The organism is Metabacillus sp. 84 (genome assembly GCF_050107715.1).
In the GTDB taxonomy this organism is placed as follows: Bacteria; Bacillota; Bacilli; order Bacillales; family Bacillaceae; genus Metabacillus_B.
The window spans coordinates 401,478-426,989 of record NZ_JBNILN010000001.1 but is presented as its reverse complement, the minus strand read 5'-3'; the positions used below and the strand labels follow the sequence as shown (position 1 = coordinate 426,989).

The following is a 25,512-nucleotide window of genomic DNA, read 5'->3' as shown; positions in this document are numbered from 1 at the left end:
TCAACTTTCACACTGGTATTTATCTAATTGAAACTACAACCTCTAAGCTTTGCACCGACTAAAATAGTCTCCTTGGCATGGAAAATTGTCCATAAGGAAACACCTCAATCTTTGGTATAGTGAATTTACTAGAAAACAATAAAAAAGATGAAGTGCTCCCTTTATGATACCGAAACCGGAACAAAATAATCAACTCCCTGCTAAATTGAAAGTAACTTTTTTTAGCTAAACATGTTCAAGCATTTGTACAAAGCCGGCATTATGATGGCTTCCGGATTTTCCTGCAAAGATCTGTTCCAGTTGATCTTCTGCTTGATCTTACAACACAAAAACGGTTCCGATTGCTGAAAAGCAACAAAGGAGAAGGTGTTCTAGCTAAAGATGCCGTTTATTGGTTTTTAATCAGCCCACCTATTCCTTTCGCCGTTTTCTGCTCTTTCTCAGTGCCCACACGATCGGGAAGGTATCTAAGCTTACTCATCACCAGCGGCCGAAAGTGTTTGTCGTAGATGGCTCCATGTTTGATCGGAATCGCAGTAAACATGTTGAGCTTTTAGCAAACTGCTTTGACCACTCTTCACAGAAAATGCACTTTTATAAAGGGTTTCGCATGCTCACTCTCGGGGGTATGTTTTACGAACTATGCGACGAAATCCATGAAGTAAATTGGGCAGAAACTCTTCAACAGTTAATCGTGCATTTGAAGATGCACTAAAAATGAGTTCAAAGAAAGTTAGAAAGATTATTACAAGTCAACTTCAGCAATTGATTATCAGCCTACCCAATTACATCAAGGCTTATCTGCCTGTCTTGGCCTGCGAAAGTTGAGTTAATTATACAGTCCACGTTACGTTTACCGGCCTAAAACTTCACGCAGAGAAAATCTGGGGAAATGACAGGTGTCATTTGACATTTGATTATGACGAAAACAAAGAAAATATGGCTTCTGCATTGCGTACGGCACAGCTTCTTTTTTCAGATCAAAATAACTGGGATACGAGAATGAAAAAGTTTGCCTCTTGTGAACTTCTTGAATTGGCGAATGATTGGCTGGATAACATCAATGAAGAGATTACATCTGATATGTTCACAGACCGGATCTGCATTACCAATATCTCAGTCTATCCTGGTGGGGATTTCACAATATTCTTTGAGGATGGAGATTTATTTTTAGGTCATACAATCATTGTAGCCGGTAATATCGATGGAACCTTCGAATCTGCAGAAATAGCAGGCTAACATACCATGGTTCACCACTCTTTTTAGTGGTGAACGATCTATTAAACCAACACCACCGCCTCCTCATCCTCCTCATAATAAATCGTCGTCATCTGCCGGTTCATGCTGCTGACGAAGCTGCTGTATTGGTTTGCGAGGGCGGTCATGGAGGCTTTTTGCTGGGTGATGGCTTCCTGCTGTTGGGTTTGATTCTTTTGGATTTTGTCGCTGATTTGGTCGATGAGTTCGCCGGATTGGGCTTCCATTTCCGTTTGGACGGTTTTGGTGAGTTTCATTCCGGCTGCGTTTAGTTCATCCAGCAGGTTTTGGAAGGTGCTGGCTTTATTGGTCAGGTCCTGCTCCGGTACGAGCTGGTGCAGGAAGGACTGCTTTGGCATGGTGATCCCTCTTTTCTTAGATTAGCTTAAACATTTGAGCGATTTTTTTGTCTTCATTGAAAAAGTCTTCTAGGGAGGACTTAATTTGCTGGATTTGTTTTACTCCTGCTTCCTGTTCGTTCTCGTGGTAGTGGAATAGCTCCTGGAAAGCTGCGGTGTTGGCGGGAGGAATCGGATAAATGCTTTCCTGTACATCGATTTTGGTTACTTTGTATGCGGTCGTGCTATATCCGAGCTTGCTCTGGGCCCAGCTGATATCCGATTCGGTTGTGGCGATCGCTCTCATCAATGTGTCTTTTCTAAAGGTGTAATCGTCCGGATATTCTCTTTGATACGTTTCTTTTATTTGTTTGAGGATGCTTTCTTTTTCTTCATAAATGGCCAGCCCTTTTTTAAAAAGCCGGAGGGCTGAAGAAAGATTGATAATGATTGGCTTGCCGTTCACAACTTTAGCCTTGTACATATCATCGCCCTCATAAGAGAAGCCATCTATCGAAAGCGCACTGATGACAGCGTCCATGAGGTGTGCTTCTGTCGCCATCCCGAACTTGTCCAGCAGTTCTTCTAAGATTGTTTTAATGGAACCAAAGCCAGCCTTAAATTCGTTGAACTCGGTTTTGATAATGTCGGAGGTGTTCATCAGCATGTCGACTTGCTGTAAAAACCCGATAAGATCCCCGTGGAGAAGCTTCTCTAAAGAGGCGACATCCCCAATGTTTCCAATGGCGTCCTTCATCGTTTTCAGGTTCTCTACCATCCCATCTATGACCGACTCGATTTTTTCTCTTTCCTCAGCGGATACGGTGCCAACGATGGACAACAAAGCTGGCAGCTCATCCTTTAGGCTTGTCACCCTTGTAATCATGAGAACAACATGGTCCTTCATGGAATTTATCGTTTTCGCGGCAGTAATGGCATTCTCCGCCCGCTCAACAGGATTCAATGTAGTGAGGTTCAGATCCTTAATCGTTTCAAAGGAATCATCCCAGAACTTTTTATCGTAGCCGGTTACCCCGAAAACAATCCCGTCAATCCCATCCTTTTCATAATAAGGCGCAATCTCGGCCAGCTTCTTTTGTATCACCGCGAGGTCCTCATCTGACACATTATCGAGTACCCTTTTTAGACCATCAAAATCAGGATTCGTCTCAATAATATTCCGGTCCCCGAAAAACAGAAAGCCGCGAAAGCCGGAAATAACATAGAGAATTTCATCGGCTGATGTAGTGTGGTGGATGTTTTTGCCGCGTTCTTTGTAATAGTCTGTGGCGAACTTTTCGAGATCGGCGCTTGGGATGGAGTAGATGTCGTCGAAATTGTTTACAGGGATGCTGAAGTAATCACTAAGCTGTAACCAAAACTCCTGATCGATATATGCAAGCTGATAGGCACTTGGAGGGGCATCATTAAATGCGTATACTTCCTTAAAGTGGCCTTCTTGCAGCTGCAGCATTTGTATTAAATTCCCTCCAAGAGAATGTCCAATTCCGTAGCGGGATAGTTCAAGATCATCGTAAGAGTGACCATTGTTTTTTCCAGTTTCAATTTCCTTCGCAATCTTTCTTTCTATCTCTTTGTTCACCTTGTTTTGAAAGCTTGATGCAGCTTCATACTGTTCCCGATTCCTGCCTGTATATATTCCAAACGTATTATACAGCCAGTCTAATGGCTCCCCTGTACCGCTATCTTCTCCCATTTCACTGCCTCTAGTTATTGTATAAGACTGATTGATTCCTTTTTCAGGATCAAAAAAGTGAATAACAGTGCCATCAAAGCCCGTATCCTTGCCTTCGCTGTACCCCTTGGATCCTGAATGGTAAATAGTAATATGTATAGGGGGAGGAGATCCTGTTTCTTCAAGGTATATTTGCCTGATTTTGTCCTGAAATTCTTTAATTTCTTCCTTAGAAGGATCTTTGGGAATACTGTATTCAAGTTTAGCAATCCTGGCCCGCAGCATTTCGGTGGAGAGAACTTCATGGGAATTTTCACTGTTTACCATTGTCATTGCTCCTGTTTAAACTGGACAGATTTCATGATTTTAATTGCTGTATTCTCCAAATTCTTTACGTTGGCATTGCAAGTTTTATCCTCTTTTTTGCATCTTGTGTTAAAAATAAATTCAACCGCTTGATCACTGTTTTCTGCTTTTATAAAACTGAAATAAACAAAGGCATTCGAATTTTTTAATTCAGAGGTTTTTTTTGCGAAATACATTGTTTTTCCTTTAGCCTTTATCTCTTCAAATGTTCCTTCGTATCCTACTGAAACAGATAGCAGTCTTTGTTTTTCTTCAATGTCTTGTGTGCTTGGTTTATTCTCGTAGGTTATTCGTGTGGTTATGGATGCTCCATTTGATTCATAGCCATACATAATAGCCTCGAACGCATTGTCTCGTTTTTCATTACCGAAATCTTCAGAAATCACAGCATCCGAAGGAAGGAACATCGTATAACCATCTGTTTTAGATTTAAAGGTGAAATACCCCTTATCACTCTCTTCCAATGAAGTTAAGTAGCTTTTTGTAAACTCATCTTGTACTGCTGCTGCTTTAGAGGCTTCACTGGGAGTGCCTTCCCCTTGAACAGTTCTCTCTTCAGGATTCTTATTCATGTCGCAGCCCCCAATAATCAGTAAATTAAGGATAATACCAAGTTTAATGAGCCGATTCAAGATTTTGCCCCCTCAAATGCCACGAATCACGTCATTTAATTATTACCACGTATTCCCACTGGCTCACAATACAAAACGGATATTTGCATTATTTTCACTTCTTTTATCTCAGGTATTTATACATAAATTTTAATGCGGTCTAGGATTTTAGTCGGGGGTTGGTCAAGAGGGACATGAAGTAAATGAGTGCGTTTCATAAAACTCGCAGTCTTTATTATTTTCATAGCAGTTTTTCCGTGGCTTGTCTAAGCTGATTAACAGCTGATAGTATTCTTCATAATAATCGGTAGCGAATTTTTCGAGGTTGGTGCTTGGGGTGAAGTAGCTGTCATTAGGATTTATAATAGCAAGTTTCTTCTTACCATTCAGCAGGAAAGCGTGGCCAATATAAGCAAGTTAATAGGCGCTTGGAGGCCCTTTTTAAACCCCCATTTTGAAGAAATAGCATTTAAATCAGATTTCCCCCGAGTGAATGGCCCAGTCCATTTACTGCACCTACTCAAACGCAATAGATTCCACTATTTTTTCAGCAATTTGTTCATGCTTTTCCATACTCGAAACACATGACTTGTCCGCTTTCTTGCAAGTTGCACTATACATGAAGCGTACACCTTGATTGCCCTCCTTGGCTTTTATAAAACTAAAGTAGTTAAAGGCTATTGCATCATCCAGGTCAGTGGTTTTTTTGCCATAGTAAATGCTTCGGTTCTGTTTGTTTACTTCTTCATATTTTCCATCATAACTTACTGAAGTTGATAATAAATCCAAATTGGCTTCGATGTCTTTTGTGATAGGAAGGTTCTCGTAAATGCTTTGAGTGATCATATCGGCCTTTTCCAGAGTTCCGGTAAACATGACGGCTTCCATGTTATTTCCCTTTCTCTCATTGCCAAATCCATTGGATAGGACTGCATCAGCTGGAAAAAGCATGGAGTAGCCGCCGGTTTTCGACTTGAATTCATAAAATCCTTTTTCCTTTTCCTTAGTAGAAGTTAAATAACCTCTTGTAAACTCATCTTGCAAGGCTGCTGATGCAGGGATTTCGCTTAAAGTGCCTTCCCCTTGAACAGCTTTCTTCTCAGGATTCTCAGTCATGCCGCAGCCCCCAAGAATAAGTAAATGAAGGATAATGCCAAATTTAATAAGCCGATTCAAGATTTTGCCCCCTCAAATGTCACAATTAATTTAGACTTCGATCTTTTTAAAGATAAGGATTGGTTTGATCGTTTTCCGATTTTGCGGTACGTTATTCACTTCCTATTAAAAGTGATGGAATGTATAATTTTTTTTGCTATTCTTTCTTGTTCCTCCGCACTCCCTAGGCAGCTCTCATCGCTTTTCTTACATGATGCTCCATAGATGAAACGAACAGCCTGATCCGATTCGTTTCCTTTTATATAACTTATATACTTGTACGTAGTATAATCCTCTGACTCCATCGTCTCTTTTCCATAGTAGATTGTTTTAGAGTCTTCCTTAGATTTACTATAGGAATCTTTATAGCCTGATGAACTTGATAACAATTCTAAGTTTTCTTCTAGATTTTTTGTAATTGGGTTGTTTTCATAGGTAATCTGAGTATCTATGCTGGCATGGTCAATTTCAGCAACATAGATGATAGCTTCGTAAATATTTTCATCTAATTGGTTTCCGAAGTCTTTTGAAATAACAGCTTCAACGGGGAGAAGCATGGTGTAACCGCCTGTTTTTGATTTGAACTCATAAAACCCCTTTTCCACTTCTTTAATAGACGTTAAATATCCTTTGGTAAAGTCATCTTTCAATGCTGGTGTTTCTTGCTGAATGGTCTCTTTTTGCCCGGATGTTCCTTCTGAATGTTTTTCGCTTAATCCACAGCCTCCAATAATTAATAAACTTATAAGTGGAAAAATACTTTTGTTTAATTTCATAAAAAAGCCCCCTCAAATGCACGCATCCATAGATAATAAACTTCCCCTTCCCTACGATATAAAATGAAATTGCAATGCGGGGAAAGCAGACATCTTACAATCATTTTATCCTCTATTGAAAGTCACAGACTTCATGATTTTGAGTGCTGTTTTTTCATGCTCTGCTTCAGCAGATTGACAGGCATTATCTGCTTTTTTACAGCTGACATTATAGATGAACTCTAATGCCTGATTGCTGTCCGCAGACTTAATAAAGCCAAAGTAGTTATAACTCATAGTTCCTTCAATTTCAGATTCTTCACTTGCATAGTAAATCCTCTTGCCCTCCTCTTTAAGTTCTTCATATTCGCCTGTATAGCCCGAAGTGTTTGATAATAAATCCAGATTAGCTTCTACATCTTGAGTTTCGGGTTTATTTTCATAGGTGGCATCTGCCATAATCTTTGTCTCTTTTCGTTCTGCTCCATAAACGATGGTTTCATAGGAGGTTTCTCTTTGTTCATTAAATTCTTTAGATATGATTGCATCAACTGGGAACAGCATGGTGTAGCCGCCAGTCTTTGATTTAAATAAGTGATACCCGTCTTCCGTTTCTTTTGATGAGGACAGATAGCCTTTTGTAAAATGGTCTTTTTCAGCTGCTGTTCGTTCCTGAACAATTCTTTCATCAGGATTTTTACTTATACCGCAGCCAACGTTCATGAATAAACTAAAAATAATGCCAACCTTCATGAGACTCTTCAAAATGTTACCCCCTTACTCCCTAAAAGCAACAGACTTCATTATTTTAACGAACTTCCTGTTCAAACTCACTTTGCTTTGACAGCATCTGAACGTTAAAGATGAATCCGGAAATTGTGCAAACACCCTCCCTACTGTCCATTGTGACATCAATCCCCCATCCCTTCATAAACTATTCTGAGGTGATGAAAATGCCCAGAGTCAAATACACGGATGCGGATGTTGCCTTGATGGCGAGGATGATGAGAGCGGAGGCAGAAGGAGAAGGTAAGCAGGGAATGCTGTATGTGGGGAATGTGATTGTAAACCGTGTAAAGGCTGCCTGTTTGGACTTTAAAGATGTGCGCACAGTTCGGAAGGTCATTTTTCAGGTGCAAGGCGGGAATTTTTCATTTGAAGCTGTCCAAAAGGGGAATGTTTTTTATAACCGGGCGAGATCGGTGGAAAAGAGACTCGCAAAGAAAAATTTGGATTATTGGCGGGAGCACCCGGGCAAGTACGCGCTGTGGTATTTTAACCCTTATGCCCCATGTCCTCCAACCTGGTATGGTCAGCCTAAATCCGGCCAGTACAAAAAACATTGTTATTACGAACCGAAAGCCGGAACGTGTGCGAGTGTGTATAGGGGATAAAGATGAGGATCCGCCTTGTAGTCCGGTGACGCCTCTACAATTTTAAAACGCCAGCTCCCCAATGAGAGGGGCAGCTGGCGTTTCCGTTGCTTTTTACATGTGCCCCTTTTCGACGTTCAAATCCCTCGTTCCTTCAAATGGAGATCTGTCACCTTCGTACTTTTCGCACCCCAGAAAGTGTCCTGCCGCAGCCCCTAATAAAATGTAAATGAAGGATAGTGCCACGTTTTTATCTTTTGATATATTCTCATTCCTGTATTAAAGGAAACAGAGTCCATAACGTTTACAGCTTCTAATTGAAAAGTATCTTTTTTTGATAGACAGTTCCTGTCATCTTTTTGGCAAGTGACAGTATATACAATCCGTACAGCTTGATTGGTATGGTCAGCTTTAATAAAACTTAAATAACTGTAGGAAACTGCACTTCTTATATCGATGGTCTCCTCAGCGAAGTATCGTGTTGCTCCAGCTTTATATTCTTCATTATAAGTGCCTTTATAGCCTATAGAGGATGATAACAAACTTAGATTTGGTTCGATTTTTTGAGTACTGGTGTTGTTCTCATATGTAACTTGAGTATCAATGGCAGCACCATCTATTTTTGCACCATATAAAATAGACTCATATTTATTCCCATGCTTTTCATTGCCGAAGTTATCTGATATTACAGCGTCTTTAGGAAATAACATAGTATATCCATTGGTTTTAGATTTGAATTCATAATAACCTTCTTTAACTTTATTAGAATTTAAATACCCTTTGGTAAAACGATCTTTTAGTGCCGCTGGTTTTGGCGTACTATTATTTCCCTGAACTTGTTTTCCGTCCATTCCGCAGCCTGCAATAATCGATAAACTTATAAATAAAGGAATAGCTTTATTGAACTTCAAGCGGAAGCCCCCTAAAATATCACAAATCAATTTTACTTACTACCACATTTTCCCACATGATAACGATACAAAACAAGAAGATGAGTCATATTGAATGTGTATAAATGGTGACCCTGATTCAAACATGCTTTAGTAAGAACCAAGTTTCATTCTCTATTTCAATTAGAAGAATCATTGTTTTTCAATCATCCTACTCACCCCCAAGTAAGAGTATTGAGAGCATTCGTTCCGTTTTTGATAGAAAGCAGGAACAATAGCCTCCAATTGAGAGTGGGACCGAACGAAAAATTGGTCAATATATCCTACAAACAATGCGCCCCTCTCCCAAAACAAGGACTTTCTGCCAATTACCCCCATTGGAAATAAATGATAAAATTTTACAGGGTATATATTTAGCGAAATATGGAAGGTGCTGCTTGTTGGTGCAGCATGAACTTTCGAGGAGGTGCAGGAACTTTGTCGATTGCGAGTCTTCAAGCAACACTCCGGGAAAAAGAGAAGGATTTGAAGAGGCTTCAAAAGTGTGAGAGTGATTTGTATGATCATCAGGAGGAGTTTCTGGATAATAAAGGGCTTGTGATGAAGCCTGAGCTGACGGAGACGACATGGGCTGGGGATCGTTCCGAGCAGTTTGACGGGCTGAGAGAGAGCGGAATGACGGATGCCTATCAGGAAATTGGAATTGACCAGTTTGACGATGTGTTTAAGGCGCTGGGGGATAAAATAGAACAGGTGACGCAGGAGATTAAGGATCTGAAGGCTTCCATTGCTTCTCTGGAGGCAGAGGAGCAAAGAAAAGCGGCTGAGGAATCCAGGCTTGCGAGAAAGGGATTGTGAGAGTTTTGACGACAGAGATTAAAATTCAGTATGAGGATGTCGAGAAGGCGATTGCGACGATGAATACAGCGATTCAATCTTTCAACACGGCTTTTCCTGCTTATGTGGGCGGACAGAATGAGATGGATTCAATGGTGAAGATCAACGAATTGAATGATGCCTGCCACAAACTCATGGAGGCATATAAAGAGCTGCTTATGATCAATGCAGCGGCGGCACAGGAATCGGCGAATCAGATGAAGGAAGCGGATGAAACCGTTTCGCAGTCGATTGCCGCTGGAAGGTGAGGGACTGAATGGGAAAACTATTAGACGTAGATGCTTTTCATTCAGGGATTAAGGAAACGAAGGAGAAACTGACCTCTCAGGAAGAGCAGATTAAGGATTTGGAAAGCGCAGCGAAGGGAATTGTGAATCTTGGAGAGGCTTTTAAAGGGGAGAGCGGAAAGGGCATTAAGCTGTTCTATGAAGACCATCACTTGCCGCTTATGTCCAGCTACTCGACCTTCCTGGAAAGCTATAAGGAAACGCTCGGAAAAGTAAAGAGTGCGCTTGAAGCATTGGAGCCTGCCGAGAGCGGGTTCATTCGGAAGAGCTTCCTTGAGCTCCAGCTGAACCAGGACCTCACCGTTGTGAAAGACACTACCTCCGATATGACCGATGAAACCAATGCTACAATTGACGGCATCTCCGATATTGTCGGACTGCCTAAGCTAGACGACAGCACATTTGCAGATAAGGTTGAAAAAGCAAGACAGGAAAAAAATTCAACAATCGAGCTGCTGGAAGAATTCGACCGCGATCAAACAACCGCCCTAACCTCCTTAGAAAAACAGCTTCAAGACGTAAATAAACGGGTAAACGCCATGCAGGACATGTTCCGCTCGGCGGGAATTGATATAATGGGAACAACAGCGGTCCAGACGAATAGCTGCGAAAAGCCGGCGAACACAGAAACAGCAGCAGAGACAGACAAGAGCCTGCTAGAAATCCTGGGAGATGTCTTCCTCGGAATCGGAGAAGCCATCGTTCAGATTCTGACGGAAATTATCGTGGGCCTGTTCGATCTCCTGGCAGCCCTGTTCACCGATCCAATTGGGCTAGCGTACGGAGTTATCACCACCGTGATGAACCTGGATGAAGTGCTCTACTCCATGGTCGACGCACTCGTCGTTGCCTGGGAGCGGGATTTCATTAACGGAGACGCCAGAAGCCGGGCACGATTCGTCACCTATGGAGTCCTATCGATTTTCGGAACGAAAGGCCTCAGCAAGGTCAGCAAAGCAGGCTCTCTCAGCAAAGCCGGCAAGAAAGTATCCGACGTCTACGATCCGGATGGAGCGAAAAAACCGAAAACCGACATCCCCTACAACGTCATGAATGCGGAGCAGCTGTTCAACGAAATGAAAGAAGCCGTCGTCCGCAACGTCACCAAGATGACAGACCATGCCGTAGATCTCGTGAAATCCAAGGTCATGAAAACCGCCGTTCAGCTAAAAGTGCTCAGCGGGAAAATGGCCGACATCATCCAGACTGCCAAGAACGTACTTAACCCTCAAAAAATTAATAAAGCCCTAAAGTGGACCTACGATGAAATGGTGAAAGGCCCGCTCGTGGACACCAAAATGGCGATCATAAACGGCCTGGAGAAGGCGAAGGAATTCTTTACCCTACCCGCCAACATCAACGAACGCCTTGCAGAAGCCGCAGTTGGGGTTGGCAGCGGGACCCGGACTGCGATGGATCGGGTTAAGGATGTTGTGGAGGAGATCGGAGAGAATGTTTCGGAGATTGTGGTTGGTGGGGGTAAGGGTAATAAGGGGACGGGTGAAGATATAGGGAAAATAAATATCCCTTCAATTAGAAATGGAGAGTTCAACAAATGGTTTGACGATTTATCTTCAGAAGAGTTCAATAAAATGTGGGAGAATCCTAAGTTAAGAAAAAGAATTGAAGATAGAATTCGAAAACCGGGGGGCTATCATGAGTGGCATTTAGTAGCAAGAACTCCAAAGTTTAAAGAGTGGGGAATATCAATGAATGACATAAAAGAAATGAGAACTTTAACAAAAGATGTAAAATTTATTAATCCACCTGGTGTTCATGGTGGAGAAGGTTCTACAGTAGCCCATAATCAAATTCTACGAATTATAGATACATCAAAAGATTATGATACCTTTGTAAAAAGATTAAATAACTGGGCAGAAGATAGATTGGAAAGCGGGAAAATGGGATTACCAATTGGATTAAGGAGGTAGTAAAATTATGAATGATCATGTATCAATATGGATTGGGAATTTTGGGAGCAAGGAAGAGTTAATGAATTATACAAATGTTGAATATACAGAAGATGGAGACAGTATTTCTTCAGTTTTCGAAAAAGACTTTAACTTAGATTATTATGATCGCGATTTAGTAGAAAAGAAATGGATTAGTAAATCGACAAACAGTGTGAAGGATTTATTAGATGGATTTTCTTACTCAGATCAATTTTTAGAACAATTTGATACTATAAACTATAGTGAAGAATTTAATTCTGCAATACTGATTTACAATATGGAATATGATGCTAAAAAAATAAAGAGTAAATATAAAAATAGTGAATTGAAATTTATCGGTGTCGCTCAATATACAATAATTGTTGATGATAGATGGTGATTTTTTAACCAAAAAGTATGTAACTTAAATTAAGCGAATTAAAGACCTTAAGTGGCTCAATGCCTTTCAAGGTTTTTTACATCAAGAACTTTATGATTTAAAAAATAACATTTTTGAATCAAATGTTTTTGAAGTCATTAAATCACCGGAAGCGTCGTGACGGTACTCACGCTTCTTTTTAGGCTATATAGAATAGATTAAGCCCCCACATATTAATACAAACAATATAACTCGGGTCGCATATCCCATCTTGTCGGACTGCCTAAGCTTGACAACAACACATTTGCAGAATAGCTGCGAAAAGCCGGCGAACACAGAAACAGCAGCAGAGACAGACAAGAGCCTGCTTGAAATCCTGGGAGATGTCTTCCTCGGAATCGGAGAAGCCATCGTTCAAATTCTGACCGAAATTATCGTGGGCCTGTTCGATCTCCTGGCAGCCCTGTTCACCGACCCAATTGGGCTTGCCTACGGAGTCATCACCACCGTGATGAACCTGGATGAAGTGCTCTACTCCATGGTCGACGCCCTCGTCGTTGCCTGGGAGCGGAATTTCATTAACGGAGACGCCAGAAGCCGGGCACGATTCGTCACCTATGGAGTCCTATCGATTTTCGGAACGAAAGGCCTCAGCAAGGTCAGCAAAGCAGGCTCTCTCAGCAAAGCCGGCAAAAAAGTATCCGATGTCGACGATCCGGATGGAGCGAAAAAACCGAAAACCGACATCCCCTACAACGTCATGAATGCGGAGCAGCTGTTCAACGAAATGAAAGAAGCCGTCGTCCGCAACGTCACCAAGATGACAGACCATGCCGTAGATCTCGTGAAATCCAAGGTGATGAAAACCGCCGTTCAGCTGAAAGTGCTCAGCGGGAAAATGGCCGACATCATCCAGACTGCCAAAAACGTCTTAAACCCTCAAAAAATCCACCAAGCCATAAAGTGGACTTACGATGAAATGGTAAAAGGCCCGCTCGTGGACACCAAAATGGCGATCATAAACGGCGTGCAGAAGGCGAAGGAATTCTTTACCCTTCACGCCAACATAGCAGCAATAAAAAAATTAGGGTTAGAGAAGAAGATATTTTGGTGGCCGGAGTGATGATTATGGAAAAAATTGAACAAAGCGAGCTTGATTCATTAATAAACGACCATAATAAATATATTGATTCCGTTCAAAGAAATGAGCTAGAAGGCAATAGGTTAATATTAGATGGAATAGATTTCTCAAACAATAACCTATCAGAGTTGAATTTTTTAGATGTTTACATTACAGACTCCTTTTTCAAAAACCATGTCTTTGAGAATACCAATTTTGGAGGAGCCAAATTATATGGCTGTAAGTTAAACCATATCGTTTTTAGAAAAGCAAACCTTGGTAAGGCTGAAATGAATTATAGTCATGTTGCAGACTGTGCTTTCGAAAAAAGTGATCTAATTAAAGTAAATTCTTTTGAAACATATTTTGAAAATGTGAATTTTACAAGCTGTATAATAGATGATTTTTTTTCAAATAGTAAAATTAATCAGGTTCAGTTCGAAGACTGTAAGTTCGGGGGAGTAGAATTTTGGGAGTGTGTAACTAACAATATCAAATTTAAAAACCATCCCTTTAATGCTAATGATCATATAAAAAGAATTAATAAGGGAACTTTGGAACAGCCAATATTTGTTGATGGAAACGAGGCAATTAAAGTTTTTATAGAGAGTTGCAACGGCTGTATAGAAACCTAAGGTTTTGCTTATCAAAACACATCAAGCTTGGTGATGAGGTAGAGGTGAAGATCACCCCAAATTACAAAGGTAATTCACAAAGTCCAGAAAGTTTTGACATAAAGTATAAAATTGGTGATGATGAATGGGAACAATGTTAAGGGAGGGAGAAAGCTAGTTGAGTGAAAAACAATTTCATCGATTTTATCAACAGATAGCAGAGATTGTCGTAGAAACTATTCCAGAAGAATGGTGTAAGGTTTATTTATACGGCGAGGTCGTTGAAGGATCTCAGACTGCTTACTTCTATTATCTTCCGGAAGGTAGCGATAACGCTATATACAGTCATGAGATAACTGAATTATTTACAGTTACCGAACTTGAATACTCAGAAAAATGGCACAACTTGATTGGTATGATTCAAGAACTTTGGAAAGCTTTTAATAAAAATGGTCAAGAACCTTGGACAAATTTCACTATGATTTTTGATAAGGTGGGAAAGTTTAAAGTTGTTTTTAATTATGATGAACTCTCAAATAGAGATCCTCATGAAAGAAAAACTATCTGGAAATATGAGAATCTTGGCATTATCCCCAAAAGCAATTCAGGGAAAAAATATTTAGAGAAGCATATTTCCATTAATGAATAATTATTATCTAAGGCAATTAAATAAGGGCTAGGAGAACAGGTCCCTAATCTCATCTAAATCTAGAATGCTGGTGTCTGTCTCTTATCAATTTGATCGAAAGGCTCTGTAGAGTTAATCTCTGCAGAGCTTTTTTTCCGCAACTTGGAGTATTGAGAGAGGAGACAGTCGAATTAGTAAAACATTTCTGAGGAAACAGGTGGTAGTAACCTTAAAAAAAAAGTGAAAATAAGAAAAAAACTGGAACGCTCAAAACCACCGCAAATCAAAAGTCATGAAAACCGCTGTTCAGCTAAAAGTGCTCAGCGGAAAAATGACCGACATCATCCAGACAGGCAAGAACGTATTGAACCCTCAAAAATCAATAAAGCCCTAAAGTGGACCTACAATAAAATGGTGAAAGGCCCGCTCGTGGACACGAAAATGGTGATCATAAACGGCTGCACACTTAGAAAAAGATGTTTCAGAAGAAGAACAAAAACACCCAAAAGATTACCCATCCAAAAATCCGGGTATCTGGAATTAAAAGGGATGCAAGTTTCCTGAATACTACTTTTACCTGGAGGGATTACAATGGCAATGCTGAAGGTTGGCAATGAAAATGATGCTCCAATTGAACTGTATTATGAAGATCATGGAACGGGGAAACCGGTTGTGCTTATTCACGGCTGGCCACTGAGCGGGCGCTCTTGGGAGAAACAGATTCCTGCTTTGGTTGAGGCGGGCCACAGAGTGATTACATATGACCGCAGAGGGTTTGGGAAGTCCTCTCAGCCTTATAGCGGATACGACTACGATACCTTTGCAGCGGATTTGAATCAATTGCTTGAGCGGCTGGATCTTCGGGAAACGACGCTTGTTGGTTTTTCGATGGGCGGCGGGGAGGTTGCGCGTTACATCAGCACATATGGAACAGACCGGGTGAGCAAAGCGGTATTTGCTGCGGCAGTTCCTCCTTATCTTTACAAAGCTGCGGATAATCCTGAGGGCGGCTTAGATGATGGGGCTATTGAAGAATTTCAAAATGGTGTGAAGGGCGATAGAATTGCGTTCCTCGATACGTTCACACAAAATTTCTTTGCAGCCGGCCACAATACGGACCTTGTCAGTGAGCCGTTCCGCCTTTATAACCGTGACATTGCCGCCATGGCATCTCCTAAGGGAACGCTTGACTGCATCACCGCTTTTGCGAAAACAGATTTTCGGGGGGACTTGGAGAAAATCACTGTTCCAACGATGATTATCCACGGCGATTCAGATGGGATCGTTCCTTTAGAAGTAAGCGGCAAGCGGACGCATGAGATGATTCCGGGAAGCCAGCTTGTACAAATTAAAGGTGCGCCTCATGGTTTTAATGCAACACATGCGGATGAGTTTAACCGTGCTTTGGTGGGCTTTCTTCAGTCTTAAAGCATTGTAGAGAACAGGGGAAAAACCAGTTTGGAATCCAAACTGGTTTTTTGCTGCTGTTGATAAAGCTGCAGCGGGCAGTAAGGGCTATACAGTTATTGCGGCCCTCTTATTTGCTGAAAATCAAGATCGATTGGGTGAAAGTCCAGAGTGATTAAGTGTTTTCACGGCAGCGGGAAATCTAAAGAAAACGAGAGGCGCACCTTTTGGCGTCCTAGCTCCGTGCAGACTGGAGAATCTTCTGTTTCACCGCTTCCGTAACTTCTTTTGTACTGGATGTCCCCCCGATATCGCGGGTTTTGATACCCGCTTCTGTTACGTTTTCAATGGCATCCATGAGGGTCTGGCCGAGCTCTTCAAAGCCGAAGTGATCGAGCATCATCTTTGCGGTCCAGAGCTGGCCGATAGGGTTTGCGATTCCTTTTCCTGCAATATCCGGAGCCGATCCGTGAACGGGCTCGAACATGGATGGAAAGCGGCCTTCAAGATTGATGTTGGCCGACGGGGCAATCCCGATGCTTCCCATGATAGCGGAGCCTATGTCTGTTAGCACATCCCCAAATAAATTGCTGGCCACGATGACATCGAAGTCAGCCGGTTTCGTTACGAAAAAGGCGGCCAGCGCATCAATATGAGAGGACTGCATGTCCACATGGGGGTATTCGCCTGCTACGGACTTGGTCACTTCATCCCAAAAAGGCATGGAGTGGACGATGCCGTTTGATTTGGTCGCGCTGACTAAGCGGTTGTCCCGCTTTTCTGCCAGCTGAAACGCATATCGTATGACCTTCTCTGTTGCTCTTCTTGTGAAGACCGCGTTCTGGATTGCCACCTCATGCTCGCCCTGATGGATGCGTCCTCCAACTTCACTGTATTCACCTTCGCTATTTTCCCGGACGACGACAAAATCGAAGCTTTTTGGATTGGCCAGGGGGGAAGCAATGCCCTTCAGCCTTTTGGCAGGACGGACATTTACGGAAAGCTCGAATTCCCGGCGGATCTTGATGAGCATCCCCCATAATGAGATATGATCAGGAACAAGGGCTGGGTTTCCAACAGCACCTAAGAATAGCGCCTCAAACTGGCGAAGGGTTGTCATCGCGTCCTTTGGCATCATAACTCCATGTTCACTATAATAATCACAGCTCCACGGGAAAGAGGAGAAGGAAAACCGGAGCCCTCCATGGGCATCAGTGAGCGTGTGCAGGACATCCTTTGCCGCTTCAGTGACTTCGATCCCGACGCCATCTCCCGGTAATGAGGCTATTTCGATTTTTCTCATCTTTGTCACGCTCTTTTCCTATGATTTAAAGGCATCAGGCAAGATATGCAGGTCCACTCCCCAAAGTAAAGGCAACAGCAGATATACAGCCCCGGCAATGAGAATGACACAGAAAATGTTGACCCAGAATCCATTTTTTACCATTTCGGTGATTTTCAGCTTGCCCGTCGCAAAGATGATGGCATTCGGCGGGGTTCCCACAGGCAGCATGAAAGCGCAGTTCGCTGCCATGGCGGCCGGGACCATAATCGCATAAGGATGGACATTGATCGCCACGGCCAAAGAGGCAAGTACGGGCAGGATCATGGTTGCCGTTGCTGTATTGGACGTAATTTCTGTCAGGAATAATACAAACATCGTCACGGCGATGATCATGACGAGGAAGTTGACCCCATCCAGCACTTTCAATTGGTTTCCCAGCCATTCAGCGAGACCCGTGGAGCTGAATCCTCCGGCGATCGCAAGACCTCCTCCAAATAGAAGAAGGATGCCCCAAGGAATGTCCTTAGCGACACTCCAGTCCAAAAGCCGTCCGCTTTTATTCTTCGAAGGAATCAAGAAGAAAAGAACCCCGGCCGTGATGGCAACCATTGTATCATCGATGCCTGGAATAATGTCTTTCCACAGGAATGATTGAGAAATCCACATGAAGGCCGCGAAGATGAAAATCACGCTGACAGCCTTCTCTTCAAAACTCATGCGGCCAAGGGCACGTTTCTCGTTCTTGATGAGTTCTTTGCCGCCTGGAATCTTTTTAATCTTCACTGGATGAGAAACTTTGATCAAGTAAATCCAGGTAGAGAACAAGAGCAGGATGACGATTGGGACGGCAAACAGCATCCAGCTTCCGAAGGAAATCTGCACCCCGTACAGCTCTGATACAATACCGGCCAGAATAATGTTCGGCGGTGTGCCGATCAAAGTCCCAAGTCCCCCGATCGTTCCTGCGTAGCCTATAGCAAAGATGAGCACCTTCGAGAACTTTTCCTCTTCAGCCGACAGGTCTTCCTTGCTTCCTTTCAAAGCTTGGGATACTTGGTACGTGATGGCCGTCCCGATTGGAATCATCATCATAACGGCCGCTGTGTTGGAAACCCACATGGAAAGGAATCCGGTAGCAATCATGAACCCGAGGATGATATTCGAAGTGCTGGTTCCGACAACCGATATGATATTCAAAGCAATCCGCTTATGAAGGTTCCATTTTTCCATGGCAAGGGCAATCATGAAGCCGCCAAGGAACAAGAAGACGATGGGATTTCCGTAGCTTGCGGTGACATCGTCCATTGGGAGGGCATTCGTAACAGGTAAAAGAGTGATAGGCAATAAAGAGGTAGCGGGGATCGGGATTGCCTCGGTGATCCACCATGTAGCAACCCAGAGTGTGATGGCGAATACCATTCGCCCTTCATTGCCCAATTCTGACGGAGTGAAGAAAAGAATGGAAAGCACAAAGAGCAGCGGGCCAAGAATCAATCCGATGATTTGCCCTTTTTTATAACTCCGGTGTTCTGGATCCTTATCATTGGAATCAATAGAATTCGTTTCCTTGCCCGGTAACGTTTTTCCCTTTCTGCTTGGAATGGCGAATGAAATCAATTGCTTCGTTCTGTCATGAGCCTTCCACATGGACTCCCATATTGTTGTTGTATTAATAATGTTCCCTCCTCTTGTGCTGTGTTATTGAAGCGCTTACAATAAAATGGATAATAAGAAGAATGTCGACAGATGCTATAGTAATCGTACAAATTATACCGTTCACGCGTCAATGTTTTTATCAAACTCTTATATGGTTGAATGATGTTAAAAAGGTCTGAATCGTTGATTGCGAGTTTAACAGTTTGGACAGGGATTGCCAGGGGATATTTTGGTAAACAGGCCAGACTGGCGAATCCCGGACAATGGTGAACGTCCCCTGATTAGATCTGCCTTTCCTTTATAAGAACAATCTGATTATTTCTCTTTAACATGCTGTTTTTTTTATCAGGGTACCGACTGAGGTAAAATATTACAAAAAAGAACATAGGAACTAAAAAAATTACAGCTTGAAAGATCGTTTTAATAAATCCACGCCAATACCCTCCGTTTGAGTGGATTAAAAAATATCCATTTAACAGGAGCGAGACAGGGATTAAAAGCATGGCGATAGAATACATCAAAAGGGCCCCTCTGTTAATCCAGATTAAGTTCCGGTACGCCTTTTTGTTATCAGAGCTGATTTGTTCCTGACGCAGCTGCCTGATTTCATTGCCTATGTATGGGTAAATGTGGAATAGTGAAAGCAAGGCAGTTCGTACACCGGGATCAGCTTCGAATGCCTTAGGAAATTTATAGGATGTATTTAAATGCTGTTCTTTCCCCTTTTTTGAAAAAACGGGTCTGATTTTTAGAAATACTAGAGTAAACGGTATAAGAAATATAAGACCTGAAAAGGTTAACGGATAAAAAAGTCCTGCTCCTATTAAAAATATTATACTTATGAGCAGAGTAAAAAGGATGACGGCAAGAATAACATTCAGATGCAGAAGCATGAGCCCCCGGGCTTTGTTTTCAAGTGTGTTTGAGAAGAAGAGCAGCTGCCAGCTTTCTTTAATGTCAGCTAGGATCTCCATAATTGCGTGTTTTACTGTTTTCATCTTAAATTCGTTCCCTTCTGGTTCTACTTGCTATTTTTACCCACAGAAAACTTTCCCTTAATTTAACAATAAAAAACGAAATCTAAAAAAAAAGTCAGCTTGTCCAGTTTGGGAAAGCTGACTTATCTGATATTAAATTAAACTCCCCTCAACCCTGTCCCTTTTCAAAATTCAAATCCCACGTAATCCCAAACGGGTCTTCGACTTTCGCGTATCTTGCACCCCAGAACGTGTCTTCAAGCTCCATACGGACGGTTCCTTTTTCTTTGAGTTTTGCGTAGAGGGTTTCAATTTCCTCATCGCTTTCAAGCTCCAGTACAAGGGCTATGTTAGAGCCGCTCATAACGGAATCGCCAGGGAAGGAGTCGGACGCCATAAAGAATAGGGGGCCTTTGGTGAATTTCGCATGCATGATTCGTTCGTCGGCTTCCGGCGGTGTCGGGAAGTCCGCCTGGCCGAAGGTTTGTATTTCGCTGATTTCTCCTGCGAATACATCTTTGTAGTAATTCAATGCTTCTCTTGTGTTTCCATTAAATGATAAATAAGGAACAGCTTGATGCTTCATCTCGAACACTCCCTTAAATTTTATGGAAAAAAAGAATGGTTACGACTCCATATTCGGTTTTCTCCAGTCGTTTTCCTTCCATATTAAATATATTCGATCGAGAAAAAAGGGTCAAGAACGTTTGTTTGGTTACGCCGGCAGATTTCCAGTCTTGCTTGACTGAAAAAAGAATTGGAACTACTATTATTTGTAAGCGATTACATAACATATAGTAATACAGCAGTCTATTACTATATAAGGGGGCTTTCTCCCATGTCTGAGCCCATTAAAATTCTTTCTCCGTGCGGCATGCTTGGCTACGGTTTTCCTGCTGCTTCATTTTTGAAGGGACTGGAGCTGGGTGTTCATGCCATTGTTGTGGATGCCGGTTCAACCGATGCAGGTCCTCATAAGCTTGGTGCCGGGGCAAGCATCGTGAGCAGGCGGGCTGCAAAAAAGGATTTGGAGCTGATGATTGTAAACGGCGTTCCGCGTAAGATTCCGGTTATCATCGGTTCTGCCGGAGGTGCTGGGGCGAGGCCCCATCTGGATTGGACGCTGGATATCATTCATGAAGTTCTGAGCGAGCAGTCATTAGCCGCGAAGATCGCCGTGATTCCGGCAGATATTCCCAAGGATTACGTTATGGAAGCATGCCTGAATAGTAAGACGAAGCCGCTTTCGCCGAATATTCCGCCTCTCACAGCCCAAGCCATTCTTGAAACGGAGAACATCGTTGCGCAAATGGGGCATGGACCGATTTTAGAAGCTTTGCAGAATCATAGCGATATTATTGTCTGCGGACGGGCGTACGATCCATCTCCCTTTGCAGCCGTCGGAATTTTTTACGGCAAGGACCCCGGCCTCAGCTATCATCTTGGAAAGATATTGGAATGCGGTGCGCTCTGCGCCGAGCCGGGGACGACGAAGGATAGCATTCTTGGAACCTTGGGAGACGATTCGTTTACGGTTCAGTCCTTAAATGAAAGCCGGGCCTGTACCCCGGTCAGTGTGGCCGCGCATACCTTCTATGAGAAGGAGCATCCGTATATTCTTCATGGACCTGGATTTATTCTGGATTTGCAGCATTGCCGGTTCGAGGAGAAGGAGCCTGGTGTTGTGGAGGTTAAAAACAGCCAATACAGGGAGTCCGATACTTTTTTCATTAAGCTTGAGGGAGCGAGAAGGATCGCCTACCGGACTTTTGTGCTAGCGGGCATCCGGGACCCGCTCCTCCTTAAGAAATTAGAGGAAGTGGAGGAGCAGGTGAAGAGGCAGACGGGAGAGTATTATGAAGAGGTAGATTCAGAGGATTATGAGATTCGTTTCTTCCATTACGGGAAAAACGGAGTTCTTGGCGACCGCGAGCCGGAACCGTTCACGGGGCATGAGGTTGGCGTTATGTTTGAGGTGCTGGCGTCTACTCAGGAGCTGGCGAGCAGTATATGCGCGACCGTCCGTTCCACTTTTCTGCATTACGGCTATGAAAATCGAAAATCAACAGCCGGCAATCTCGCCTTCCCGTTTGCACCCAGCGATATTGAATTTGGACCCGTTTATGAATTTTCCATCTATCATCTGATGGAAGTGCCAAGGGATTACTTTCAAGTCTATTATACGGAGCATCGGAGGTAACAGATGGCCTCATTATATGAACTGGCGAAAATCATCCGGAGCAAAAATTCCGGTCCCTTTGAGTTAACACTGGATATCCTTTTCGAATCAGAGTCTTTGTATGAACGGGTGAAAAAATCCGGGCGGATCACCTGTGAGACCCTTTCACGCCTCTATGGTATGGAGGAGTCGCATATCCATCATCTCGTTTTTTTTGATCAGGCACTCGGCATCAAAATTACCATGGCGCGGCCGGTTTCTTCCGGAACGGCCGGGGACCGGGATGTGTATGGGGCACAGCAGCACGCCCTGCTTTTCCAGATTGACATCCCCTAGTTCTCCATCCTTAACAGGTTGACGAAAGAGCAAAACATGATGAAAAATCCAACCATACTATACCGCCTGAAAAGGAGCTGGCCGGCGATGTTCCAAAAAAAGTGGAAGCTGATGAAGAGAGACTGGGTTCTTTATGCGATGCTGATTCCGGCACTCATCTATTTTATTACGTTTCATATTGTTCCGCTGATTGGCATGAAGCTTGCTTTCCAGGATTACCGAATCCTCGGCGGACATGAATGGGTGGGGCTGAAGCATTTTGACGTGCTGTTCAGCTCTCCCGCTTTTTTAACCGTCCTCAAAAACACGGTCATCATCAGCACAATGAAAATGATTTTCTTTTTTCCGGTCCCGATTCTTCTGTCTATTCTTATTAACGAGGTACGCAGCGGGAGGTTCCGGAATTCCGTCCAATCGATTATTTATCTTCCTCATTTTCTGTCCTGGGTCGTCATCGCCGGAGTCTGGATCAGCCTGCTTAACCCGGAAGACGGAGGAGTTAATCTGATCCGCGGCTTTTTTCAGCTGCCGTCCATTGATTTTATGACGAGCAAAGACCACATCCGCTGGGTGCTGGTTTTCTCGGAAATTTGGCGAAGTGCCGGGTGGGATTCGATCATTTATCTGGCGGCCATCATGAAAATCAGTCCTGCGCTTTATGAGGCAGCGAAGATCGATGGGGCATCCAGCCTGCAGCAGCTTCGGTATATTACCATCCCAGAGCTTTCAGGAACGATTGTAACGGTGTTTATACTGAATCTTGGGTTTTTCATGAATGCCGGCTTTGATCAGGTATTCAACCTAATGAACAACTCTGTCATTTCCGTCATTGATATTTTGGATACGTATGTGTACAGGATTGGTTTAGTAAATGGACAGTACTCGTACGCAACTGCCGCAAGCTTATTTAAAGGCATCATTGGAATGGTGCTGATTCTGGGAACTCACTTTATTTCGAAACGGGTTACAGGAAGAGGGGTGTGGTAAGGATGAAGAAGCTCACGCCATTCTCTGTAACCGTATACATTCTTTTGGTGCTGCTGTCTGTTTCCGTATTGATTCCGGTTCTGAATCTGCTTGCCAAGTCGTTTTCGGACCCCTTGCAGGTACAGGCTCTCGGCGGCCTGGATATTTTGCCGAAGGGATTTTCGCTCATTAATTATCAGGTGCTGTTTTCCAACCCGCTTATCGTTCGAAGCATTTTTAATACGATTTTCTTAACGGTTGCAGGCACGGCGCTCAATCTCCTTTTAACGGCGATGGCAGCGTATGTGCTGTCGAGAACGTATTTTCCAGGCAAACGGGTGGTGCTCGTTTTGCTGATTATCATTATGGTTTTTGAGCCGGGGCTGATTCCGGAATATTTGCTGGTCAAGGATCTGGGGCTTTTAAATACGTATCTGTCTCTGATTTTCTATAAAGCCATTAATGTGTATTATCTGTTCATTCTGATCCGCTTTTTCCAGGACGTGCCGGACAGCATTCTTGAAGCGGCAAGAATGGATGGCGCAGGCCACTTTAAAATCTTCACAAAAATCATGCTTCCGCTATCGAAGCCGGGCCTCGCTACTCTCGGGCTGTTTTACGCGGTTTATCATTGGAATGAATACTTCCGGGCCACGATTTATATTACAGATCCGAATAAATGGCCGCTGCAGGTCGTGCTTCGTCAATTTGTCGTTCAAAAGGACAATGCTTCGCTGCTCGGTACGCAAAATGTTCTCTCCTATGACCAGGTAGCGAGCCTTGATTTTTCCTCCCTTCAAGCGGGAATGATCATTCTTTCCATGGTGCCGATTCTCATCCTTTATCCGCTTATTTTAAAATTCTACGCGAAAGGGGTATTTGAAGGAGGTGTAAAGGATTAAACGGGGGCTTAAAAATGAAGAACAAGGGGGAGAAGGGAAATGAAAAGAAAGCTGGCAGCATTATTTGCAGCCGCGATGCTGACGCTTACAGCCGCGGCTTGCTCGGGTGAGGAAGCTTCAACGACCGACAGTAAAAAGGGAACCATTAAGCTTGTGCTGAAGGATGAAGATCCATCCAATCCGGCCACAAAAAAGTATTTCAGCAATTTGGAGAAGGCGCTTAAAGAGGATGAAAAACTGGACGTGAAGTTTGAGCTTGTGCAAATGCCTCAGGGCAACTATGCTGAAAAGCTGAACCTGCTTTTATACAGCGGCGACATCCCGGATATGATTTATTTTCAAGGCGGGGACCAGCAAATTTCCGGGCAGGACCTGCTTGAAGATTTAACCCCTTATCTGGAAAAATCGAAGCATCTAAAATCCATTATGGAGCCATACAATGAAAAAAGGATGAAAAATTATCCGTACTTGCTTTGGATCAAGCCGCTTGATTTTAAGACGCCCGTCATCCGCAGTGACTGGTTCAATCAGCTCTCTTCATCGAAAGCACTGATGGCTGACCCAAGTCCCGAAAATTATAAAGCGTTTTTCAAAGAGCTTATAGAGAAAGCCCCGGGCGGCGGGAAGCCGAAATACGCGATCACTGCAGCAGGCGATATTGCCGAGCTTGATTCCATCTTTAATATGGCGTTCGGCATCAATCAAACGTGGCTTGAAAAAAGCGATGGCACCTATGAATACGCAAAGGTTTCAGAAAAAGAAAAAGCAAAGCTTGAGTTCTACAGCGAGCTGTATAAAGAAGGGCTTCTCGATCCGCAATTTGCAACAAAGCAATGGGATACGAAGGAAAAAGCGTTTTATGACGGCGAAGCCGGGGTGATCACCGGTACGAACGGCAAGGTCATTGATATTTACAACGGAAAAATGACACAGGTAAATGGAAAAGAAGCAGCGCTTACGGTCCTTCCGCCGTCAAAGGGAGAATCTCAGGGCTACGGGGCGACGGATGTATCAAAAGAGTCACGGGGAATTGCGATTTCCTCCCAGTCAAAAAATAAAGAGCTCGCATTTAAAGTGCTGGATTACCTGGCAAGTCCGGAGGGCCAGATGCTTGACCGGATCGGGTTTGAAGGGGAGCATTATCAGCAATCCGGTGATCAGCTCGAGCTAACAGAAAAATATTACAGCGAGTGGTATGCGAGATTTTGGGAGCCTGCAGCGTTTGAAACCGAAAAGCCTCTGAAAACCCCGCTTCTATCTGAGCCTGCCGAGGAATCTGCGAAGCTGGTCCGGGACTATTACAGTGAGGATAACAAAGTGATGCTCGATGAAGAGGCATCGGCTAAATGGGATGCAACCGAGAACCTGTATAAGGAATTTTCAGCGGATGTAATCACGGGAAAAAAGCCGGTCAGTGATTTTGAGAAGTTTGCAGAGGACTGGGAAAAAGCCGGCGGGGCGGAGATCACGGAGTTTGTTAACGGAAAACTGAAATAAGGAGTTCGAT

26 protein-coding genes and 1 pseudogene are annotated in these 25,512 nt (G+C 43.3%); 17 read left to right on the top strand and 10 right to left on the bottom strand.

Annotation, left to right across the window (positions count from 1 at the left end):
- Positions 1–163 precede the first annotated feature (163 nt).
- Together ACQCV8_RS02165 and ACQCV8_RS02160 are read left to right on the top strand one after the other, a co-directional pair.
- Positions 164–625: pseudogene (locus tag ACQCV8_RS02165) on the top strand (IS4 family transposase); the annotation flags it as partial.
- Positions 626–882: 257 nt separating this feature from the next.
- Positions 883–1,239: a DUF2262 domain-containing protein gene (locus ACQCV8_RS02160; RefSeq protein WP_426843350.1), complete on the top strand. Its 357-nt coding sequence runs from the start codon at positions 883–885 to the stop codon at positions 1,237–1,239.
- A 41-nt stretch (positions 1,240–1,280) separates the two neighbouring features.
- On the opposite strand, the gene ACQCV8_RS02155 is transcribed toward ACQCV8_RS02160, so the two are convergent.
- The 6 genes from ACQCV8_RS02155 to ACQCV8_RS02130 all read right to left on the bottom strand — a co-directional run bounded on the left by ACQCV8_RS02155 (position 1,281) and on the right by ACQCV8_RS02130 (position 6,931).
- The gene (locus tag ACQCV8_RS02155; protein WP_426842895.1) at positions 1,281–1,616 is read right to left on the bottom strand and encodes a hypothetical protein; all 336 of its coding nucleotides are present in this window, start codon (positions 1,614–1,616) and stop codon (positions 1,281–1,283) included.
- Positions 1,617–1,632: 16 nt separating this feature from the next.
- The gene (locus ACQCV8_RS02150) at positions 1,633–3,618 is read right to left on the bottom strand and encodes a DUF6792 domain-containing protein (RefSeq protein ID WP_426842894.1); all 1,986 of its coding nucleotides are present in this window, start codon (positions 3,616–3,618) and stop codon (positions 1,633–1,635) included.
- Positions 3,619–3,620: 2 nt separating this feature from the next.
- Positions 3,621–4,229 (bottom strand): hypothetical protein, encoded by a 609-nt coding sequence (locus tag ACQCV8_RS02145; RefSeq protein WP_426842893.1) that lies wholly within the window; start codon positions 4,227–4,229, stop codon positions 3,621–3,623.
- Between the two features lie 555 nt (positions 4,230–4,784).
- Positions 4,785–5,444: a hypothetical protein gene (locus ACQCV8_RS02140; RefSeq protein ID WP_426842892.1), complete on the bottom strand. Its 660-nt coding sequence runs from the start codon at positions 5,442–5,444 to the stop codon at positions 4,785–4,787.
- 95 nt (positions 5,445–5,539) lie between these two features.
- On the bottom strand, positions 5,540–6,199 hold the full coding sequence (locus tag ACQCV8_RS02135; protein ID WP_426842891.1) for a hypothetical protein: 660 nt from the start codon (positions 6,197–6,199) through the stop codon (positions 5,540–5,542).
- Between the two features lie 105 nt (positions 6,200–6,304).
- Positions 6,305–6,931, bottom strand: a complete 627-nt coding sequence (locus ACQCV8_RS02130; RefSeq protein ID WP_426842890.1) for a hypothetical protein — start codon at positions 6,929–6,931, stop codon at positions 6,305–6,307.
- Positions 6,932–7,131: 200 nt separating this feature from the next.
- Here ACQCV8_RS02130 and ACQCV8_RS02125 point away from each other — a divergent pair, with 200 nt between their 5' ends.
- Positions 7,132–7,572, top strand: a complete 441-nt coding sequence (locus tag ACQCV8_RS02125) for a cell wall hydrolase (RefSeq protein WP_426842889.1) — start codon at positions 7,132–7,134, stop codon at positions 7,570–7,572.
- Positions 7,573–7,766: 194 nt separating this feature from the next.
- Here ACQCV8_RS02125 and ACQCV8_RS02120 read toward each other — a convergent pair whose 3' ends face one another.
- The gene (locus ACQCV8_RS02120; protein WP_426842888.1) at positions 7,767–8,462 is read right to left on the bottom strand and encodes a hypothetical protein; all 696 of its coding nucleotides are present in this window, start codon (positions 8,460–8,462) and stop codon (positions 7,767–7,769) included.
- A 456-nt stretch (positions 8,463–8,918) separates the two neighbouring features.
- Here ACQCV8_RS02120 and ACQCV8_RS02115 point away from each other — a divergent pair, with 456 nt between their 5' ends.
- From ACQCV8_RS02115 to ACQCV8_RS02075, 9 genes are all read left to right on the top strand, one after another.
- Positions 8,919–9,299: a YwqH-like family protein gene (locus tag ACQCV8_RS02115; protein ID WP_426842887.1), complete on the top strand. Its 381-nt coding sequence runs from the start codon at positions 8,919–8,921 to the stop codon at positions 9,297–9,299.
- A complete protein-coding gene (locus ACQCV8_RS02110; RefSeq protein ID WP_426842886.1) occupies positions 9,296–9,586 on the top strand; it encodes a YwqI/YxiC family protein in 291 nt (96 codons plus the stop codon). The genes ACQCV8_RS02115 and ACQCV8_RS02110 overlap by 4 nt, the downstream gene beginning before the upstream one ends.
- An 8-nt stretch (positions 9,587–9,594) precedes the next feature.
- Positions 9,595–11,556 carry a T7SS effector LXG polymorphic toxin gene (locus tag ACQCV8_RS02105; protein ID WP_426842885.1) on the top strand — a complete coding sequence of 654 codons (1,962 nt, stop codon included), beginning with the start codon at positions 9,595–9,597 and terminating at the stop codon, positions 11,554–11,556.
- Positions 11,557–11,563: 7 nt separating this feature from the next.
- Positions 11,564–11,956, top strand: coding sequence for an immunity 22 family protein (locus tag ACQCV8_RS02100; RefSeq protein WP_426842884.1), 393 nt, complete (start codon positions 11,564–11,566; stop codon positions 11,954–11,956).
- A gap of 268 nt (positions 11,957–12,224) precedes the next feature.
- Entirely contained in the window at positions 12,225–13,058 is an 834-nt protein-coding gene (locus tag ACQCV8_RS02095; protein ID WP_426842883.1) for a hypothetical protein, read from the top strand.
- 5 nt (positions 13,059–13,063) lie between these two features.
- Positions 13,064–13,690 carry a pentapeptide repeat-containing protein gene (locus tag ACQCV8_RS02090; protein WP_426842882.1) on the top strand — a complete coding sequence of 209 codons (627 nt, stop codon included), beginning with the start codon at positions 13,064–13,066 and terminating at the stop codon, positions 13,688–13,690.
- Positions 13,666–13,830: a DNA/RNA non-specific endonuclease gene (locus tag ACQCV8_RS02085; protein ID WP_426842881.1), complete on the top strand. Its 165-nt coding sequence runs from the start codon at positions 13,666–13,668 to the stop codon at positions 13,828–13,830. The genes ACQCV8_RS02090 and ACQCV8_RS02085 overlap by 25 nt, the downstream gene beginning before the upstream one ends.
- A gap of 17 nt (positions 13,831–13,847) precedes the next feature.
- A complete protein-coding gene (locus ACQCV8_RS02080) occupies positions 13,848–14,318 on the top strand; it encodes an antitoxin YezG family protein (protein ID WP_426842880.1) in 471 nt (156 codons plus the stop codon).
- Between the two features lie 570 nt (positions 14,319–14,888).
- Positions 14,889–15,725, top strand: a complete 837-nt coding sequence (locus ACQCV8_RS02075) for an alpha/beta fold hydrolase (RefSeq protein WP_426842879.1) — start codon at positions 14,889–14,891, stop codon at positions 15,723–15,725.
- A 214-nt stretch (positions 15,726–15,939) separates the two neighbouring features.
- On the opposite strand, the gene ACQCV8_RS02070 is transcribed toward ACQCV8_RS02075, so the two are convergent.
- The 3 genes from ACQCV8_RS02070 to ACQCV8_RS02060 form a co-directional block, all read right to left on the bottom strand.
- A complete protein-coding gene (locus ACQCV8_RS02070) occupies positions 15,940–17,007 on the bottom strand; it encodes a tartrate dehydrogenase (protein ID WP_426842878.1) in 1,068 nt (355 codons plus the stop codon).
- Positions 17,008–17,025: 18 nt separating this feature from the next.
- A complete protein-coding gene (locus tag ACQCV8_RS02065; protein ID WP_426842877.1) occupies positions 17,026–18,636 on the bottom strand; it encodes an SLC13 family permease in 1,611 nt (536 codons plus the stop codon).
- 1,155 nt (positions 18,637–19,791) lie between these two features.
- Entirely contained in the window at positions 19,792–20,208 is a 417-nt protein-coding gene (locus tag ACQCV8_RS02060; protein WP_426842876.1) for a VOC family protein, read from the bottom strand.
- A 252-nt stretch (positions 20,209–20,460) separates the two neighbouring features.
- On the opposite strand from ACQCV8_RS02060, the gene ACQCV8_RS02055 reads away from it, so the two are divergent.
- The 5 genes from ACQCV8_RS02055 (at position 20,461) to ACQCV8_RS02035 (ending at position 25,502) form a co-directional block, all read left to right on the top strand.
- Entirely contained in the window at positions 20,461–21,822 is a 1,362-nt protein-coding gene (locus ACQCV8_RS02055; RefSeq protein WP_426842875.1) for an acyclic terpene utilization AtuA family protein, read from the top strand.
- Positions 21,823–21,825: 3 nt separating this feature from the next.
- A complete protein-coding gene (locus tag ACQCV8_RS02050) occupies positions 21,826–22,137 on the top strand; it encodes a DUF4387 domain-containing protein (protein ID WP_426842874.1) in 312 nt (103 codons plus the stop codon).
- Positions 22,138–22,224: 87 nt separating this feature from the next.
- Positions 22,225–23,124 carry an ABC transporter permease gene (locus ACQCV8_RS02045; RefSeq protein ID WP_426842873.1) on the top strand — a complete coding sequence of 300 codons (900 nt, stop codon included), beginning with the start codon at positions 22,225–22,227 and terminating at the stop codon, positions 23,122–23,124.
- Positions 23,125–23,126: 2 nt separating this feature from the next.
- Positions 23,127–24,005: a carbohydrate ABC transporter permease gene (locus ACQCV8_RS02040; protein ID WP_426842872.1), complete on the top strand. Its 879-nt coding sequence runs from the start codon at positions 23,127–23,129 to the stop codon at positions 24,003–24,005.
- 39 nt (positions 24,006–24,044) lie between these two features.
- The gene (locus ACQCV8_RS02035; protein WP_426842871.1) at positions 24,045–25,502 is read left to right on the top strand and encodes an extracellular solute-binding protein; all 1,458 of its coding nucleotides are present in this window, start codon (positions 24,045–24,047) and stop codon (positions 25,500–25,502) included.
- Positions 25,503–25,512 lie beyond the last annotated feature (10 nt).